Raw genomic sequence first — 18,106 nt, forward strand, 5'->3', positions numbered from 1 at the left:
TGTTCAGCATCGGTGAGACATCGCCTGGGGGAATCCTGCAGGCAATAACTCGCGTCTCCCCAGAAAGGATTCGAGCCAGATGACGGTACTCGACTCGATTCTCGACGGGGTCCGCTCGGATGTAGCCGCTCGGGAAGCGGTGCTGGACTTCCCGGCAGTGAAGGCAGCGGCCGCCGCCGCGGCCCCGCCGCTCGATGCGAAGGCCGCCCTTCTCGAAGACGGTATCGGCGTGATCGCCGAGGTGAAGCGGGCCAGTCCCTCCAAAGGGGCACTCGCCGAGATCATCGATCCGGCCAGTCTCGCCAAGGCCTACGAGGACGGTGGGGCGCGCGTGATCAGCGTGCTGACCGAGGGCCGCCGGTTCCACGGATCGCTCGACGATCTGGACGCGGTCCGGGCCAGCGTGAACATTCCGGTGCTGCGCAAGGATTTCGTCGTCGGGCCCTACCAGATCCACGAGGCCCGGGCGCACGGCGCCGATGTGATCCTGCTGATCGTCGCGGCGCTGGAGCAGGACACTCTGGCCTCGCTCATCGACCGCACCGAATCGCTCGGGATGACCGCGCTGGTCGAGGTGCACACCGAGGAAGAGGCCGATCGGGCGCTCACCGCGGGCGCCACGGTCATCGGGGTCAACGCCCGGAACCTCAAAACTCTCGAGGTCGATCGGGACTGCTTCTCCCGGATCGCCCCGGGCCTGCCCACCGAGGTCATCCGGATCGCCGAATCCGGGGTCCGCGGCACCGCCGATCTGCTCGCCTACGCCGGTGCCGGTGCCGGCGCGGACGCGGTACTGGTCGGCGAGGGGCTGGTCACCAGTGGCGACCCGCGCGCGGCGGTATCCGAACTGGTCACCGCGGGCACGCATCCGTCCTGCCCCAAACCGGCCCGGCGGGGGCGATGATGGCCGCGGGCGGCCCCTCGTCCACCAGTGCCCCGCTGCCCGCCGCCAGCCGGGGGGTGGCCCAGCGCAGCGAGCACGAACCCGATGAGGGTGGCCATTTCGGCGTCTACGGCGGCCGGCATGTACCCGAGGCGCTGATGGCGGTGATCGAGGAGGTCACCGCCGAATACGACAAGGCGCGGCTGGACCCGGACTTCCTCGCCGAACTGGACCGGCTGCAGCGCGATTACACCGGCCGGCCGTCGCCGGTCTTCGAATGCGTGAACCTGGCCGAGCACGCCGGCGGCGCGCGAATCCTGCTCAAACGCGAGGACCTGAACCACACCGGGTCGCACAAGATCAACAATGTGCTGGGCCAGGCGCTGCTCGCCAAGCGGATGGGCAAGACCCGGATCATCGCCGAAACGGGCGCCGGGCAGCACGGTGTCGCCACCGCCACCGCGTGCGCGCTGCTGGGCCTGAAATGCATTGTCTACATGGGTGCCGTGGATACCGCGCGGCAGGCGCTCAACGTGGCCCGGATGCGCTTGCTCGGCGCCGAGGTCGTCTCGGTGACCCTGGGCTCGCAGACACTCAAGGACGCGATCAACGAGGCGCTGCGCGACTGGGTCACCAATGCCGACGACACCTACTACTGCTTCGGCACCGCCGCCGGACCCCATCCCTTCCCGGTGATGGTCCGCGATTTCCAGCGGGTCGTCGGACTGGAGGCCCGCGCGCAGGTGCAGTCCCTGACCGGGCGCCTGCCCGACGCGGTGACCGCCTGTGTGGGCGGCGGCTCCAACGCCATCGGAATCTTCCACGCCTTCATCGACGACCCCGGCGTCCGGCTGATCGGATACGAGGCGGCCGGTGACGGTGTGGAGACCGGACGGCACGCGGCCACTTTCGCCGGCGGTTCCCCGGGTGCGTTCCAGGGCGCCTACTCGTACCTGCTGCAGGACGAGGACGGTCAGACCATCGACTCGCATTCCATCTCCGCCGGGCTGGACTATCCCGGCGTCGGCCCGGAGCACGCTTTCCTGAAGGATATCGGCCGCGCCGAGTATCTCCCGGTCACCGATACCGCCGCGATGGACGCCCTGCTGCTGCTGAGCCGCGCCGAGGGCATCATCCCGGCCATCGAATCGGCGCACGCGGTGGCCGGGGCGATCGAACTCGGCCGGGAACTCGGCGAGGGCGCGATCATCCTGGTGAACCTGTCCGGTCGTGGTGACAAGGATATGGATACCGCCGCCCGCTGGTTCGGGCTCTTCGACGATCCGGACACCGGCAAGGAGAACGGTCAGTGAGTTCCGATTCCCGACTCGGCCCCACCTTCGCCGCCTGCCGGGCCGAAAACCGGGCCGCGCTGATCGGGTATCTGCCCGCGGGATACCCGGACCTCGAGGGATCGCGCCGGGTCGTCCGCGCGATGGTCGAATCCGGTTGCGATATCGTCGAAGTCGGCGTCGCCTATTCCGATCCGGTGATGGACGGACCCACCATCCAGGCCGCGGCCGATCAGGCGCTGCGCGGCGGGGTCCGGGTGCGCGATGTGTTCTCCGTGGTCGAGGCCGTGACGAGTGCGGGTGCGCAGGCCGTGGTGATGACCTACTGGAACCCGGTGCTCAAGTACGGTGTGGACCGTTTCGCCCGCGACCTGGCCGCGGCCGGTGGTGCCGGACTGATCACCCCGAACCTGATCCCGGAGGAAGCGGGTGACTGGTTCGCCGCCTCCGACGCCCATCATCTCGACCGGATCTTCCTGGTCGCCCCGTCCTCCACCGAGGAGCGTCTGGCCTCCACCCTCGAGGCCAGCTCCGGTTTCGTCTACGCCGCGTCGACCATGGGTGTCACCGGCGCCCGCGACGCCGTCTCGACCATGGCGCCCGCTCTGTGCGCGCGAATCCGTGAGCACAGCGAAATCCCGATCGGTGTGGGCCTGGGAGTGCGCTCCGGCGCGCAGGCCGCCGAGATCGCCGCGTACGCCGACGGTGTGATCGTCGGGTCCGCCCTCGTATCGGCCGCCGCACAGGGCCTGGACGCGGTCCGTGCCCTGACCGGCGAGCTGGCCGACGGGGTCCGCGCGGCGACTGTCACCTCCTGATCGGCGTGCTTCCCGTGACACACGGGTGGAGCCCGTACTTGCCTGGATAATCGGCTCGACTACGGTTGCCCCGTGACCGTTATCGCCGCACCGGATACCGTCGCGACCGCCGGAACCCCCGGCGGCGCCGTCCCGCACGCCGCCGATCTACTGGCCTATCTCCCCAGTCCGCCGCAGGGCGTCTGGGAAATCGGGCCGTTCCCGCTGCGGGCGTATGCGATCTGCATCATCCTCGGGATCATCGTCGCCATCTGGTGGGGCGAGAAACGCTGGCAGGCCCGTGGCGGCGAAGCCGGCACCGTGCTGGATGTCGCGGTCTTCGCCGTCCCGTTCGGGCTCGTCGGCGGACGCCTCTACCACGTCGCCACCGACTGGCAGAAGTACTTCGGCGCCGACGGCAACCCGGTGGATGCGCTGAAGATCTACCAGGGCGGGCTCGGTATCTGGGGCGCGGTCTTCTTCGGCGCCATCGGTGCCTGGGTCGCCTGCCGCATCTACAAGATCCCGCTGCCCGCGCTCGGCGACGCCGTCGCCCCGGCGATTCTGCTGGCGCAGGCCATCGGGCGGCTCGGCAACTACTTCAACCAGGAGCTCTACGGCCGGGAAACCGATCTGCCGTGGGGCCTGGAGATCTATCTCCGGTTCGACGATTCCGGCCGGCTCGACATGATGAACGGTGTCTCCTCCGGCGAGGTGCATTCGATCGTGCACCCCACATTCCTCTACGAGTTGATCTGGAACGTGCTGGTGGTGGTCGCGCTGGTGCTGATCGACCGGCGTTTCCGGATCGGCCACGGCCGGCTGTTCGCCCTGTACGTGGCCGGTTACTGCTTCGGCCGGTTCTTCGTCGAGCTCATGCGTGACGACGAGGCCACGCAGATCGCGGGTATCCGGATCAACTCGTTCACCTCCGGTCTGGTGTTCCTCGCCGCGGTCGCCTATGTCCTGTTCGCGACCAAGGGGCGCGAAACCCCCGAGCAGCTGAGCCCGGACGCGGCTCCCCGGCCGTGGCCGTGGCAGCTGGGCGCATTGCGTGCGGCGGGGGCCGCCGGCGCGGCGGGTTCGGTGGCGACGGCGACAGACGCCACCGGCGAGACGGTCGAGGACGCCGCCGGTGACGCGGCCGGGGATGCCGGAAAGGGCGAGGCGGGGGACCCCGGAAAGGACGCGGCCGGGGGCGCCGGAAAGGATGAGGTCGGGGACGCCGGAACCGCCGGTGCCGCATCGGCTTCCGAGCCTGCGGCAGGAAAGGAAGCGCTCGGCGAAGCCGGGGAGACCGATTCGGGCGCCGCGGACCCGGATGCGACGGAGGCGAAGTCGGGTTCCGGCTCGGCCGAGGCGGAATCGGCGGCGACCGCGACCGGGTCATCCGATGATTCCGTGCCCGAGAAGGACGGCGAAGCCGCCGAATCCGCTGCTCCGCGAGGCAAATAGGACTCCGTTCGGCGGGCGGTGCGGGCGTCTGGCAGCATCTTGTCGGAGGGGAGGCGACACCAGGTTGTCTTCCGCTGCCGGGGGCACCGACCAAGGAGGAACGATGACCGATCCGTACCAGCAGGGCGGGCCGCAGTACGGCCCACCCGGAACCGGGCCGGACCTGAGCAAATCGCCCGGTGCGCCGGGCTACCCGTCGCAGCCGCAACCGCAGCCCTACCAGTCCTATCCGTCCCAGCCGCAGCCGTACCCGCCGCAGGGCCAGTACGGGGCGCCTCCCGGCTACGGCCAGCCGCCGGCCGGCTACGGCCCCCCGATGGGCCCCGGCGGATACAACCCGATGGACCCCGAGGCGCCGTACGGCCGGGATATGAACGGCGTGCCGTACTCGGACAAGCAGAAACTGACCGCCGGTCTGTTGCAGATCTTCCTGGGCGCGTTCGGTGCGGGACGGTTCTACATCGGCGATACCGGTATCGCGATCGCCCAGATCGCGGTTACCTGGCTCACCTGTGGCTTCGGTGGTATCTGGCCGCTCATCGACGGCATCATGATGCTCACCGGCAGTGTGCAGGACCCGCAGGGACGGCCCCTGCGCGAGAACTGACCCGCGACACGCTTTCCGCAGACCCCCGGCGCCCCGGGGGTCTGTTCTGTTTCCCGGGTGGTCCGCGTGTCGCTGTGCGGCGGGGCGTTGTCCACGCCCGGGGATGCGGCCGCGGGCACGCCGACTTCGGGTGCCGTAGCGTGGAGTTCACCGTCGTGTAGCTATGCAGTTAAATCCGTATGGCAGAGTTAGCTTCGCAGGTCTACCCGCTGATCCGCCGTATGCTGCGGTCGGCGGATCGCCCGGGGGCGGGCGGAACGGGACAACTCGGCAGGATTAGGCTCGACACGTGATGCGACGGACGAAGATTGTGTGCACCCTCGGCCCGGCCACTGCCACCGAGGAACGTATTCGAGAGCTCGTCGAGAGTGGTATGGATGTCGCCCGGCTCAATTTCAGCCACGGCGAGCACTCCGACCACGCCGAAAACTACAAGAAGGTGCGGCAGGCCTGCGACGATCTCGGCCGCGCCGTCGGCATACTCGCCGATCTGCAAGGCCCCAAGATCCGACTGGGTCGCTTCGCCGAGGACCGGACGGTCTGGGCGACCGGTGAGACCGTGCGTATCACCGTCGACGATATCGTCGGCAGCCACGACCGCGTCTCCACCACCTACAAACAGCTCGCCGCCGACGCCAAATCCGGCGACCGGCTGCTGGTCGACGACGGCAAGGTCGGGCTCGAGGTGATCCGCGTCGAGGGCAACGACGTGGTCTGCGAGGTGACCGAGGGCGGCCCGGTCAGCAATAACAAAGGCGTTTCGCTGCCGGGTATGGACGTTTCGGTGCCCGCGCTCTCCGAGAAGGACATCGAGGATCTGGAATTCGCGCTCAACCTGGGCGTGGACTTCATCGCGCTGTCGTTCGTGCGCTCCCCCTCGGATATCGAACTCGTCCACGATGTGATGGACCGGGTCGGTCGCCGGGTGCCGGTGATCGGCAAATTGGAGAAGCCCGAGGCCATCGACAACCTCGAGGCCGTGGTCCTGGCGTTCGACGCGGTCATGGTGGCCCGCGGCGACCTCGGTGTGGAACTGCCGCTCGAGCAGGTGCCGATCGTGCAGAAGCGGGCGATCCAGATGGCGCGGGAGAACGCCAAGCCGGTCATCGTGGCCACCCAGATGCTCGAATCGATGATCGAGAATTCCCGGCCGACCCGCGCGGAGGCCTCGGATGTGGCGAACGCGGTGCTCGACGGCGCGGACGCGGTCATGCTGTCCGGGGAAACCTCGGTCGGTCGGTACCCGATCGAGACCGTGCGCACCATGGCCCGCATCGTGCACGCGGTGGAGACCGAATCCACCAATGTCCCGCCGCTCACCCACACCCCGCGGACCAAGCGCGGTGTGATCTCCTACGCGGCCCGCGATATCGGGGAACGTCTCAACGCCAAGGCCCTGGTGGCCTTCACCCAGTCCGGTGACACGGTCCGCCGGCTGGCCCGGCTGCACACGCCGCTGCCGCTGCTGGCGTTCACCCCCCTTCCGGAAGTACGCAGCCAGCTGGCACTGACCTGGGGCACCGAAACCTTCATCGTGCCTACCGTGGACAGCACCGATGCCATGATCAAACAGGTCGATCAGGCGCTGCTGAGCATGAACCGGTACCGCAAGGGCGACCTCGTGGTCATCGTCGCGGGCTCCCCTCCCGGTACCGTCGGTTCCACCAACCTGATCCATGTGCACCGCATCGGCGAGGAGGACCACTGATGACCGAGGATCGCGGAGCCGCTCGGTGAGCGCGCCGGTCGACGAAACCGAGACGGACAACCACACCGATCTCGACACCCTGCTGGAACTGCTGGACCTCGACGAGGTGTCCGAGGACGTATTTCTCGGACACCATCCCGAGAAGGTGTCCAGCCGGACCTTCGGCGGTCAACTCGTCTCCCAGGCGGTGATCGCGGCGGGCCGGACCGCCGGACATCGTCCGATCCACGTGCTGAACGCTCATTTCGTGCGCGGCGGCGATGTGAAGAAGCCGATCGAGTACCACGTGGAGCGGCATCGTGACGGCCGGGCATTCGCCAACCGCACGGTCACCGCCACCCAGGACGGCCAGGAACTGTTCGTCATGCTGGCCTCGTTCCAGGAGTGGGGTAAGGGCCTCGAGCACGCGCACGAGCGGCCCGAGGTGCCGGACCCGGAGACCCTGCCGCGGATCCAGGAGAGCTTCGCCGGGTTCGAGGACAAACTCGAGATGTTCGTGAACGCCCCGCATCCGATCGATATGCGGTACACGAACGATCCGGCCTGGATTCTCAAGGGGACCGGAGAGAAGCTCAATCACAACCGGGTGTGGATGCGCGCCGACGGCACTCTGCCCGACGATCCGCTGATCCATGTCGCGGCGCTGAGCTATTCCTCCGACACCACCGTGCTCGATTCGATCATCACCACGCACGGCCTGTCGTGGGGTCTGGACCGGATCGTGGCCGCCACGGTGAACCATTCCATCTGGTTCCACCGGCCGTTCCGTTTCGACGACTGGGCGCTGTACTCCACCGAGTCCCCGGTCGCCGCGGGATCGCGAGGCCTGGCCACGGGCCGGTTCTACTCGCGCGCGGGCGACCTGCTGGCCACGACCGTGCAGGAAGGCGTGATCCGGCACTTCCCGGCTCGCCGCTGAGCAGACGCGAACTGCCGGATCAGAGTCGCTCCGGCAACAGCGGTTCCCGGCCGAGATCGGTGCGCTGTTCGGCGCTGAAGGTGAACGGGGCGCCGGGGCCGTGTGCGTCCAATCCGCGGAGCAGCCGGTGTTCGAGGGCGGCGAGATAACCGTCGGTGAGTTCGGCCGGATCGCCGGCCAGGCTCAGCGCGATCTCGAATGTCGCGTGCCCCTGCGGCTGCGCCCCGGGATTCGCGGTGCGCCAGCGGCTGTCGAACTCGCGGTGCCGGGAATCGTCCTCGGCGACGGGCAGGGTGAAACGCCACGCGCAGATATCACCGTCACCCAGATGCTCGTCCAGTTCCGCTCGGACGGTGTCGACGAGATCGTCCAGGATTTCCGGGGTCACATAAACATGAAGCGAAACATCCGAAATGCGTTTCGGCATGCCTGATTCCTGTCGTGTGTCGAACCTGCAACGGGATCGGATTCTTCGGAACGATGGTCCGGATGGCGAGTGTAGTGCCCGGAACGTGGAAAGTCAGGTTGCACGCCGGTATTCGCGGTTGTCCGGGGCGCCGGCGGGCCGGACGCGGGTCCGCGGGGCCCGGCCTGCCGCGGCACGGCGGGGAATCGGCGGGTCGGCTCCCGCGGCGGACCGCGCGCCGGTCAGACCGGTGTTCGGGCTCGGGGCCTCATGCGTACCAGCCGGTGTGCTGGGCCGCGACCAGTGGTGAGAGCCGGGGGGCGGCGGCATTCGGCTGCACCACCAGCGGTGGCCGGCCCCACTGCCGATCCCCGGGCGTGGCGGTGGGGGCCAGGGCCACCAGCAGCGGTACCAGCGCGTCGGCGATCCGGTCACCGACCTCGCAGTACGCCTTGGCCGACAGGCCCACCGGGTCGGCGATGTTCTCCCGCCCGACCCGCGACAGGTTGTGCCGGTGGCGATGCAGATCGGCCACGGTCCGGGCACCGGTGACGCGGGCGATCCGGTAGGCCTCCAGCAGCGTGAAGGTCCGTGAGTTCGAGCCGGCTGCCGTGTCGCCCACCTCGTCGCGAATGTTCTCGGTCATGGTGAGTACGACATCCGCGCGATCGATATGCTCGGGTCTGAGTTTGCGCGCACGGAAACCACCGGGATCCCCACCGAGCCCGGTGATGGCCTCGGCCGCCCGCGGTTCCACCGGAAAGCCCACCAGGGCCCGGGTGCCGGCACTTTCGGCGGTGATGCCGGTGAGCCGGTATTCGACTGCGATGGAACGGGTGAGCCGTTCGGCGATCACCGAGCGGCACACGTTTCCATTGCAGACGAACAGGATGTGCATAGCGGCAACGGTAATTCGCGCCGTCCGCGCTGAGCACCGGTCTCTGTGCAATTTCACAGCGCTCCGGGTGTCAATTCATCTGCGCGTAGCGTGCCGTACACGAATCCGGCCCGATTTTTCCCGGCGGTACGAAAAATGTTTCCGTGAAGACCGTGCCGTTCCCTCCGGTGGGGCCGTGCGGTCCGCCTGCGGAGTTCTAATTCCGAGAGGATCCGTCCCGGATGCCCGGATGCCCGGATGCCCGGATGCCCGGATGCCCGGATGCCCGGATGCCCGGATGCCCGGATGCCCGGATGCCCGGATGCCCGGAACGATCCGCGGCGTACGGTGGCCGAAGTATGCCCGGAGGACCCGTCGAGTGAGGGGAAGGTGGCTGCTCATGGCCGGTTCTGTGGGTTTCGCGGGACCGACGGTGACCCCGGAATACGCGCGAACGGTGGCGCGGACGGCGTATCTGTGGGGCTGGCCGCTGGTGAACATGCACAACCGCCGCGTCGCGATGAATCAGCTCGCCGAGCCCGGGCTGCTGGCCGGAACCGTGCCGGCCGGTCCGCCCGGCACATTGAGCATGCTGAGCGATTATCTCCGGCCCGAGGAACGTCTCGTCGCGTGCCCGGATCAGGACGTGGTCCACGGGTTCGGGGTGCTGGACGGGCGGCTGGAGCCCTCGGTGGTGCAGGTACCCGAATTCGGTGACCGGTTCTGGGTGTATCGGGCAGTGGATCAGCGCACCGATTCGTTCGCCCGGCTCGGTGCCGTGTACCGGACCACGCCCGGGTTCTATCTGCTCGCGCACGAATTGTGGACGGGTACGGTGCCCGCCGGGATCACCGGCGTCTTCCGCTACGACACCCGCTGCGGGGCGGTGATCCCCCGGGTTTTCCTCGACGACACCGCGCGCGACCGTGCGGTGATCGCGCCGCTGGTGGACCGGATCACCATGTATCCGCTGTCGGAGTTCGACGGCAGTATGCGGATCGCCGACCGGTCGTCGGTGCCCTCCTTCGGCGGGGGGTCCGCGCCCCGCGGCCGGTACGAGCGGCAGTGGGTGGATCCGGAACAGTTCTTCTGCGTACTCGGTGAGGTGCTCGACGAGGTGCCGCCGCGGCCGGGTGAGCAGGCCCTGTACGCGCGGTTGCGCGCAGTGCTCGCCGCGGCCGCGCACGACCGCGAGATCGCGGAGGTGCTGCGGCAGGCCGCGGTCGACACCGATGGGGCGGTGGGGGAGTTGTTCGAATTCCGCAATATCGGCATCCCGGTGGCCCGGCACTGGACCACCGGGCACAACGGCGCCGCGTTCGGGACCGACTACCTTTCCCGGACCGCGATGGCGAAAGCGAACATCTTCGCCGGCATACCGGACGAAACCGCCTGCTACTACCAGGATCTCGACGACGCCGGCAACCGCCTGCACGGTGCCCGCACCTACACGGTGCACTTTCCCGCCGGGCAGTTGCCGCCGGTGCGGGGGTTCTGGTCGCTGACGGTCTACAACAGCCGCCACCTCTTCCACTCCAACGAACTGGACCGGTATTCGCTGGGGACCAGGAATCAGGACCTCACCTACGGTGACGACGGATCGCTCACCCTCACCGTCGGCGGTGCCGGTCCCAGCGATCCGAAACAGCTCGCCAATTGGCTACCCGCACCCGATGACGAATTCTCGCTCGTCCTGCGCGCCTACTGGCCCGAATCCGGCATTCTCGACGGCAGCTGGGCGCCTCCCGCGGTCGGGCCACGGGTCTGACCCCGCTTCCCGATATCGCGCCCGGCGGGCCCGGGTGCCGGCCCAACGCCTCGCCGCCGACGGCCCGCCGCGCGGATCAGGAGGACCCGGCACGCGATCGACGAGGCCCGTACGCGCGACGACGAGATGATGTTCGTCGAGCCCGGAGCGACCACCCCGATAGCGCAGTACGTGGGTGATATGTGGCGGCGGGAGTCGCGCTCGCCATCGGACCGGCTGCGGGTGTCCCGCGGCAGGCGATATTGCCCCGCGGCGACGCCGGTACGCCGGAGATCGCGGCTCCGGACGACCGCACGGATCGACCCGCCGGTGTCGTTCATCGGAGAAGGCGCGGGAGCGCGGACGGCCGGTGACCTGATCCCGGAGGATCCGGACGCGGTGTGGGAGAAAATGGACCCCGGCGTGTGAGCAGCCGCGGACCCACCGCGGACTGCGTGAGACGGAGGGGAATCGGCCGGATTCGGAAATACCGTCCGACCTTGGTGCCGAGTGTGGGACTCGAACCCACACGTCCTTTCGGACAACGGTTTTTGAGACCGTCGCGTCTGCCAGTTCCGCCAACTCGGCGCACCGGGTGCACATAGTATCCGCTGCCGGCCCGGAACACCCAATCGCGGGGGCCGCGAGAGTGCCGGAACCCGGTTACGCAGGGTATATGCACCGCCGATCCCGGTGAAAGGTAGTCTCTACACCACCCGATCGCGTGACGGCGGATCGACGGCCGTACCTCGGCCGAGATCCGTCGTCCGTGCTCTCGGGACGAGGCATCGGAACCAGAGGGGTCGTTTATGAGCACTAGTGCGGACGCCGCGGCGAAACGCGTGGTCGTCGCCGAAGACGAGGCGTTGATCCGGATGGATCTGGTCGAGATGCTGACCGAAGAGGGATACCAGGTGGTGGGGGAGGCCGGGGACGGTCAGCAGGCGGTGGACCTCGCGGTGGAGCACCGGCCGGATCTGGTGATCATGGATGTGAAGATGCCGCGCCGGGACGGGATCGATGCCGCGGCCGAGATCGCCTCCAAACGTGTTGCGCCCGTGGTCATCCTGACCGCGTTCAGTCAGCGTGATCTGGTGGAGCGGGCGCGCGACGCCGGTGCCATGGCCTATTTGGTGAAGCCGTTCACCAAATCCGATCTGGTTCCGGCGATCGAACTGGCGGCCAGTCGCTTCCACGAGATCACCGCGCTGGAGAGCGAGGTCGCGGGCCTGTCCGAGCGGTTGGAGACACGTAAACTCGTCGAGCGGGCCAAGGGTGTGCTCATGCAGACCCAGGGGCTCAGTGAACCGCAGGCCTTCAAATGGATCCAGCGCACCGCCATGGACCGCCGTACCACGATGAAGGCGGTGGCCGAGGTCGTCCTGGAGAATCTCACCCCGCAGTAGCCCCGCGGCGGGCGCGTACCGGCCTTAACCGCCCGGAAACACCGGCCGGAAAATAATTTGCGAAGACATCATCCCGATGATCCGAATGTGACACGGGATCAACATGCCGGAGCTATGTTTCTCACGAGTCGGAGTTTTCGGCTTCCTCGGCCGGCCGAGGTTGATGAGGAACATAGGGGTAGATCGTGCTTGATTCTACTTGGCTGCCGGGTGTCCCCCGGCGCGGGCGCACGGTACGCACAATACTGAGTATCGGCGCTGCCGCGGCGCTGGTCCTGACCGGTTGCGGCGACAAAACCGCCGGTGAGTCGGATACGGCGGGAGCGGGGGGACTGTCCATCCAGCCGCTGATGCAGATCGACTCGGCGGGTAAGGAAGTGCCGGCCGCCGATACCGGCGCCGCGGCCGATCCGGCCGGTAACGGGGCGGCGACCTGCCCGCCGACCACCACCATCGCCATGGCCGGCGCGCTGACCGGCCCCGACGCGGCGCTGGGCATCAATATCGTCAACGGTGTGAAACTGGCGCTGGACCAGCACAACAAGGCGAATCCGGGCTGCCGGATCAAGCTGAAGGAATACGACACCGAGGGCGATCCGCAGAAGGCCAGCCAGGTGATCCCGCAGATCGTGAACGATCCGTCGGTGCTCGGTGTGGTCGGTCCCGCGTTCTCCGGGGAGACCAAGGCCACCGGTCAGATCCTCAGCGATGCCGGGCTGGTGGCGGTCTCCTCCTCGGCCACCAATGCCACGCTGACGAAGAACGGCTGGAAGACCTTCTTCCGCGGCCTGGCCAATGACGATGTGCAGGGCCCGTCGGTGGCGAAGTACCTGGTCGGCACGGCCGGCTACAAGAAGGTGTGCGTGGTCCAGGACAACACCGATTACGGTGTGGGCCTGGCCCAGAGCATCACTGCCGGCCTGGGCGCGGCCGCCGATCCGGCCTGCGCGGCCAGTATCAAAAAGGGCGACAAGGACTTCTCCGCCACCGTCACCAAGATCTCCGGCGCCCGGCCGGACGCGATCTTCTACTCGGGGTACTACGCCGAGGCGGCACCGCTGGTGCAGCAGTTGCGATCCGGCGGCGTGGACGCGACCTTCGTCTCCGCCGACGGCACCAACGATCCGCAGTTCGTCTCCCAGGCGGGCGGCTCGTCGGAGGGTGCGCTGCTGTCGTGCCCGTGCGGCCCCGGGCCGGACGAGTTCTCCCAGGCCTACGAGGAACTGAACGGCCAGGCGCCGGGCGTGTACTCGGTGGAGGGCTACGACCTCACCACCATCCTCGCGGCCGGTATCGATGCCGGCAAACTCACCCGCCCCGACCTGCTGGAGTTCGTCCGCGGGTACAGCGGGGACGGTCTGGCCCGGCACTACCAGTGGAATGCGGACGGTGAACTGTCCTCCGCGCTGATCTGGGTCTACAAGGTCGGATAACGGTCGGCGGGCGGTACGCGCTCCGGCATTCGCCGGGGCGCGTACCGCGCGCTGCTCGGGTGAGGGTCCGATGACGATGAGGGCGGATTTCGAATGACAGCATCCTTGCCGGCCGCCGCGGCCGTTCTCGCGCAGGGATCGATCGACTTCAACTACCAGGGTGTTATCGATCAATTCTGGCGGCTCACGGTCGACGGTTTGTCCTACGGTGCGATATATGCGCTGGTAGCGGTGGGGTACACCCTGGTCTACGGGGTACTCCGGTTGATCAATTTCGCGCATTCCGAGGTATTCATGCTCGGCATGTTCGGGCAGTACGTGGGTCTGATGCTGCTGGGGTTCGCGCCCAGCGGCAATGTCTACAGCCAGGGCGTCATACTCACGGTGACCTATATGGGCCTGGCGATGCTCTTCGGGATGGCGGTGTCGGGTGCGGCCGCGGTGGGATTGGAGCGTGCGGCCTATCGGCCGCTGCGCCGCCGCGGTGCCAAACCGTTGACCTTCCTGATCACCGCGATCGGTATGTCGTTCGTACTCCAGGAGTTCGTGCACTTCGTGCTGCCGAAGCTCTGGCCGGACCTGGGTGGTACCAATGCGCAGCAGCCGATCATGCTGGTCGAACCGACGGTGCAGTTCACCATCGGCGGCGCCGATGTCACCAATGTGACGCTGGTGATCGTGGTGTCGGCGGTGACACTGGCGGTCCTGGCCGAGGTGCTCATCAACCGCACCCGGTTCGGGCGCGGTATCCGCGCGGTGGCCCAGGACCCCGATACCGCCACGTTGATGGGGGTATCGCGGGAACGGGTCATCATGTTGACGTTCCTCATCGGCGGTCTGCTGGCCGGTGCCGCCGCAATGCTGTACGTGATGAAGATCCCCAACGCCATCATCTTCTCCGGCGGGTTCGTGCTCGGCATCAAGGCGTTCAGCGCCGCCGTGCTCGGCGGTATCGGGAACCTGCGCGGCGCTCTGCTCGGTGGACTGCTGCTCGGCCTGGTCGAGAACTACGGCCAGATGCTGTTCGGTACCGAATGGCGGGATGTGGTGGCGTTCGTGGTGCTGGTGCTGGTGTTGTTCTTCCGGCCCACCGGCATTCTCGGTGAAAGTCTCGGGAGGGCCCGCACATGAACACGGTGCAGATCGAGAAAACCGCGGGGCACGGGCTGGGCGACGAGATCCGCGCCTGGTGGGCCGGGCTGAGCCGCCCGGCGCAATGGGCGGTGGGTATCCCCGCCCTCGCGGTGCTGGCGCTGCTGCCGCTGTTCCCGCCGCCGCTGCTGGACACCCCGGGGACCAGCTTCGGCGGGGTCATGGCGCAGTTCGCCATGTACGCCCTGATCGCCATCGGCCTGAACGTGGTGGTCGGCCAGGCCGGGCTGCTGGATCTGGGCTACGTCGGCTTCTACGCGGTCGGCGCGTATACCGTCGGCCTGCTGACCAGCCCGAACAGCCCGTGGAACCAGACCGACGGCGGTTGGCTGCACTCCGATTGGGCATGGCTGGCCTGTGTTCCGCTGGCCATCCTGGTGACCGCGGTCTCCGGGCTGATCCTCGGTTCGCCGACGCTGCGGCTGCGCGGGGACTATCTGGCCATCGTGACCCTCGGCTTCGGTGAGATCGTCCGCCTGCTCGCCGACAACCTGGGTGAACTCACCAACGGCAGCCTGGGTCTGTCCGGCATCGCCTATCCGCACATCGGCGAATCGGAGTCCCGGCCCAACGGTGTGTTCTCGGCCGGAAACGTCGGCGATCCGGGCAGCTCCGACCTGATCGACCGCGCCAACTCCGGGACCTGGTGGTACTGGGTCGGCATGCTCGCCGTGGTGGCGGTGCTGCTGCTGGTCGGCAACCTGGAACGCAGCCGGGTCGGCCGGGCGTGGGTGGCCATCCGCGAAGACGAGGACGCCGCCGAGATCATGGGTGTGCCCACCTTCAAATTCAAGCTGTGGGCGTTCATGATCGGCGCCGGGATCGGTGGCCTGTCCGGCGCCCTGTTCGCCGGGCAGGTGCAGTTCATCAACCCGACCGGGTTCAACATCATCAACTCGATGCTGTTCCTGTGCGCGGTGGTGATCGGCGGCCAGGGCAACAAACTCGGCGTGATCGTCGGGGCCTTCCTGGTGGTGTACCTGCCGAACCGGTTGATGTCGGTGGAGATCACCGATGACGAGACCACCGGATACGTTCAGCTCGCGGTCGCGGTCGTGGTGATCGCGGCGCTGCTGGTGGGCTGGCGGCTGCGGGCCCGGGAGCTGACCGGCCCGTGGCGCTGGGGATATCTCGCGGTGTCCGTGCTCGCGGCGGTGTACGCGGTGCTGCTGCTGAGCAGTGTGCTCATGTTCTATTCCGGCGGTGCGCAGAGTCTCGGTGACCTCAAATATCTGTACTTCGGAATCGCACTGGTGGTGATGATGATTCTGCGACCCCAGGGCCTGTTCCCGGTCCGGCAGAAACTGCTCGCCTATGGCCGGCAGATCGCGCGGGCCGTCCGCCGGCCCGCCACGGAGGTGACCTCGTGACCGGGCCGAACGCGGGTGACGCGTTGTTCGACAACGAGGACCTGGCCGCCGGATACGCGGCCGAGCAACCGATCGAATCGGCCGGTGAGGTCGATGTGGCCGCCGTCGATCCGGCGCTGGCCGACGCGGCGACGGTGGCCGAGGTGGTGGCCGCGCACCGGGAGATCCGCACCGAGGTCGGTGCGCCACTGCTGCGGACCGAGAACCTCACCGTGGAGTTCGGCGGGCTCACCGCCCTGGAGTCGGTGAGTTTCGAGATCCGGCGCGGTGAGATCCTGGGCCTCATCGGCCCCAACGGCGCCGGGAAGACGACCTGTTTCAACGCGATCACCGGGGTGTACCGGCCCGCGGCGGGCGCGGTGTACTTCGACGGGAAACCGCTCACCAAGAGCAAACGTAACGCGATCACCCGGCTCGGGATCGCCCGGACGTTCCAGAACGTGCGGCTCTTCGGTGAGATGACCGCACTGGAAAACGTGGTGGTGGGCACCGACGCCCGGCACCGCACCTCGGTGCCGGGCGCGATTCTGCGGACGCGGCGGCATCGGCGAGAGGAACACGACGCGATCGAACGCGGGATGGCACTGCTGGAGTTCGTGGGGATCGCGCCGCGCGCGGTGGAGAAGGCCCGCAACCTCTCCTACGGCGATCAACGGCGCCTCGAGATCGCGCGGGCGCTGGCGACCGAACCGAAGCTGCTGTGCCTGGACGAACCGGCCGCCGGGTTCAACCCGAGCGAGAAATCCGCGCTCATGGACCTGATCCGCAAGATCCGCGACGACGGGTTCACCGTACTGCTGATCGAGCACGATATGCGGCTGGTGATGGGTGTCACCGACCGGATCGTGGTGCTGGAGTTCGGGCGCAAGATCGCCGACGGCCTACCCGAGCAGATCCGCACCGACCCGGCGGTCATCGCCGCCTACCTGGGCGTCCCGGACGAAGAGCTGACCTCGGCGGATCTCGCGGCGTCCACGGCGGCGCTGCGCGCGGAGAAGAACGCGGCGGATGCCGCCGGGCACGGATCGGAGGAGCGCGGATGACCACGGCACCGGACCAGTTCGCGAAGGACACCGGCACCGAGCCACTGCTCGAGGTCACCGATATGGTTGTCGGCTACGGCAGGATCCAAGCCCTGCACGGTATTTCGCTGCGGGTCGCCCCGGGGGAACTGGTCACCCTGCTGGGCGCGAACGGCGCCGGGAAGACCACCACCATGCGTGCCCTGTCGGGGCTGCTGCCGTTGACCCGCGGGCAGATCCGTTTCGAGGGCGGCGATATCAGTCGGCTGAAGGCGCACGAGCGGGTGATCGCCGGGCTGGTGCAGGCGCCCGAGGGCCGGGGTGTGTTCCCGGGGATGACCGTGCAGGAGAACCTCGATATGGGTTGCTACGCCCGGCCTTTCGCGAAGAAGGTCGAGTACGCGGCGGCTCTGGACCGGGTCTTCGAACTGTTCCCGCGGCTGCTGGAGCGGCGCAAACAGGCCGGCGGCACGCTCTCGGGCGGCGAACAGCAGATGCTCGCCATCGGGCGGGCGCTGATGGCCCGGCCGCGGCTGCTGTTGCTGGATGAACCGTCCATGGGCCTGGCACCGATGGTGATCCAGCAGATCTTCCGGATCATCGCCGAGATCAACGCCACCGGTACCACCGTGCTGCTGGTGGAGCAGAACGCCCGGCAGGCGCTGGCCCGCAGTGATCGCGCCTACATCGTGGAAACCGGGAAGATCACCAAGACCGGGCGCGGCCGCGAGCTGCTCGACGATCCCGCGGTACAGGCCGCCTACCTGGGAGTCGGCTGAGGCCGGCCACCGGCTTCCGGGCGTACCATTTGATCACCGGCATCTGAGGTGTGCGGGGCCGGCCGACGTGGTCCGGTGCAGGGATGGTGTCGGTGGCGGTGAGCCGGAACCGAGTGGCGTCGGCGGGCCGGTCCGGTACGGGGATGGTGTCGGCTCGAGTCGACCCGGTGGCGGCGCGGCGCGCGCCGGGGACGACCCGGTAGCAGGGCGTCGGCGGGCCGGTCCGATACGGGATGGTGCCGGGCGGGGCCGA

The 18,106-nt window shown here is 68.1% G+C and carries 15 protein-coding genes, 1 tRNA gene and 1 pseudogene; 14 read left to right on the forward strand and 3 right to left on the reverse strand.

Translation table 11 applies throughout. The features are described from left to right. Positions 1-79: 79 nt before the first annotated feature. The 7 genes and pseudogenes from trpC (at position 80) to IG75_RS0126230 (ending at position 7,661) form a co-directional block, all read left to right on the forward strand. Positions 80-904, forward strand: a complete 825-nt coding sequence (trpC, locus tag IG75_RS0126200) for an indole-3-glycerol phosphate synthase TrpC (RefSeq protein ID WP_030526014.1) — start codon at positions 80-82, stop codon at positions 902-904. Next, positions 901-2,196 carry a tryptophan synthase subunit beta gene (gene trpB / locus IG75_RS0126205; protein WP_156059136.1) on the forward strand — a complete coding sequence of 432 codons (1,296 nt, stop codon included), beginning with the start codon at positions 901-903 and terminating at the stop codon, positions 2,194-2,196. The genes trpC and trpB overlap by 4 nt, the downstream gene beginning before the upstream one ends. Further along, positions 2,193-2,993, forward strand: coding sequence for a tryptophan synthase subunit alpha (trpA, locus tag IG75_RS0126210; protein ID WP_030523753.1), 801 nt, complete (start codon positions 2,193-2,195; stop codon positions 2,991-2,993). The genes trpB and trpA overlap by 4 nt, the downstream gene beginning before the upstream one ends. A 150-nt stretch (positions 2,994-3,143) precedes the next feature. After that, positions 3,144-4,187, forward strand: a pseudogene (lgt, locus tag IG75_RS36635) (prolipoprotein diacylglyceryl transferase); the annotation flags it as partial. Positions 4,188-4,530: 343 nt separating this feature from the next. Then, positions 4,531-5,034, forward strand: a complete 504-nt coding sequence (locus IG75_RS0126220) for a TM2 domain-containing protein (RefSeq protein WP_030523751.1) — start codon at positions 4,531-4,533, stop codon at positions 5,032-5,034. A 289-nt stretch (positions 5,035-5,323) separates the two neighbouring features. Continuing rightward, positions 5,324-6,742, forward strand: a complete 1,419-nt coding sequence (gene pyk / locus IG75_RS0126225; protein ID WP_030523750.1) for a pyruvate kinase — start codon at positions 5,324-5,326, stop codon at positions 6,740-6,742. 25 nt (positions 6,743-6,767) lie between these two features. After that, complete coding sequence (locus tag IG75_RS0126230; protein WP_036515158.1) at positions 6,768-7,661, forward strand: acyl-CoA thioesterase; 894 nt, start codon at positions 6,768-6,770, stop codon at positions 7,659-7,661. A gap of 19 nt (positions 7,662-7,680) precedes the next feature. On the opposite strand, the gene IG75_RS0126235 is transcribed toward IG75_RS0126230, so the two are convergent. After that, entirely contained in the window at positions 7,681-8,088 is a 408-nt protein-coding gene (locus IG75_RS0126235; protein ID WP_030523748.1) for a type 1 periplasmic-binding domain-containing protein, read from the reverse strand. A 247-nt stretch (positions 8,089-8,335) separates the two neighbouring features. Continuing rightward, positions 8,336-8,965, reverse strand: coding sequence for an arsenate reductase/protein-tyrosine-phosphatase family protein (locus IG75_RS0126240; RefSeq protein WP_030523747.1), 630 nt, complete (start codon positions 8,963-8,965; stop codon positions 8,336-8,338). Positions 8,966-9,344: 379 nt separating this feature from the next. Here IG75_RS0126240 and IG75_RS0126245 point away from each other — a divergent pair, with 379 nt between their 5' ends. Continuing rightward, positions 9,345-10,712 carry a DUF1214 domain-containing protein gene (locus IG75_RS0126245; RefSeq protein WP_030526016.1) on the forward strand — a complete coding sequence of 456 codons (1,368 nt, stop codon included), beginning with the start codon at positions 9,345-9,347 and terminating at the stop codon, positions 10,710-10,712. A 480-nt stretch (positions 10,713-11,192) separates the two neighbouring features. Here IG75_RS0126245 and IG75_RS0126255 read toward each other — a convergent pair. After that, positions 11,193-11,279 (reverse strand) — tRNA-Leu (locus IG75_RS0126255). A 221-nt stretch (positions 11,280-11,500) separates the two neighbouring features. Here IG75_RS0126255 and IG75_RS0126260 point away from each other — a divergent pair. The 6 genes from IG75_RS0126260 to IG75_RS0126285 all read left to right on the forward strand — a co-directional run bounded on the left by IG75_RS0126260 (position 11,501) and on the right by IG75_RS0126285 (position 17,853). Then, on the forward strand, positions 11,501-12,097 hold the full coding sequence (locus IG75_RS0126260; RefSeq protein ID WP_030523743.1) for an ANTAR domain-containing response regulator: 597 nt from the start codon (positions 11,501-11,503) through the stop codon (positions 12,095-12,097). 242 nt (positions 12,098-12,339) lie between these two features. Further along, positions 12,340-13,530, forward strand: coding sequence for a branched-chain amino acid ABC transporter substrate-binding protein (locus IG75_RS0126265; protein WP_030523742.1), 1,191 nt, complete (start codon positions 12,340-12,342; stop codon positions 13,528-13,530). A gap of 93 nt (positions 13,531-13,623) precedes the next feature. After that, entirely contained in the window at positions 13,624-14,661 is a 1,038-nt protein-coding gene (locus IG75_RS0126270; protein WP_030523741.1) for a branched-chain amino acid ABC transporter permease, read from the forward strand. Then, positions 14,658-16,052 (forward strand): branched-chain amino acid ABC transporter permease, encoded by a 1,395-nt coding sequence (locus tag IG75_RS0126275; RefSeq protein WP_030523740.1) that lies wholly within the window; start codon positions 14,658-14,660, stop codon positions 16,050-16,052. Before IG75_RS0126270 ends, IG75_RS0126275 begins: the two co-directional genes overlap by 4 nt. Next, on the forward strand, positions 16,049-17,095 hold the full coding sequence (locus tag IG75_RS0126280) for an ABC transporter ATP-binding protein (RefSeq protein ID WP_081877112.1): 1,047 nt from the start codon (positions 16,049-16,051) through the stop codon (positions 17,093-17,095). Before IG75_RS0126275 ends, IG75_RS0126280 begins: the two co-directional genes overlap by 4 nt. Then, the gene (locus IG75_RS0126285; protein WP_030523738.1) at positions 17,092-17,853 is read left to right on the forward strand and encodes an ABC transporter ATP-binding protein; all 762 of its coding nucleotides are present in this window, start codon (positions 17,092-17,094) and stop codon (positions 17,851-17,853) included. Before IG75_RS0126280 ends, IG75_RS0126285 begins: the two co-directional genes overlap by 4 nt. Positions 17,854-18,106: the final 253 nt, after the last annotated feature.

This window comes from Nocardia rhamnosiphila NBRC 108938 (genome assembly GCF_000720425.1).
In the GTDB taxonomy this organism is placed as follows: domain Bacteria; phylum Actinomycetota; class Actinomycetes; order Mycobacteriales; family Mycobacteriaceae; genus Nocardia; species Nocardia rhamnosiphila.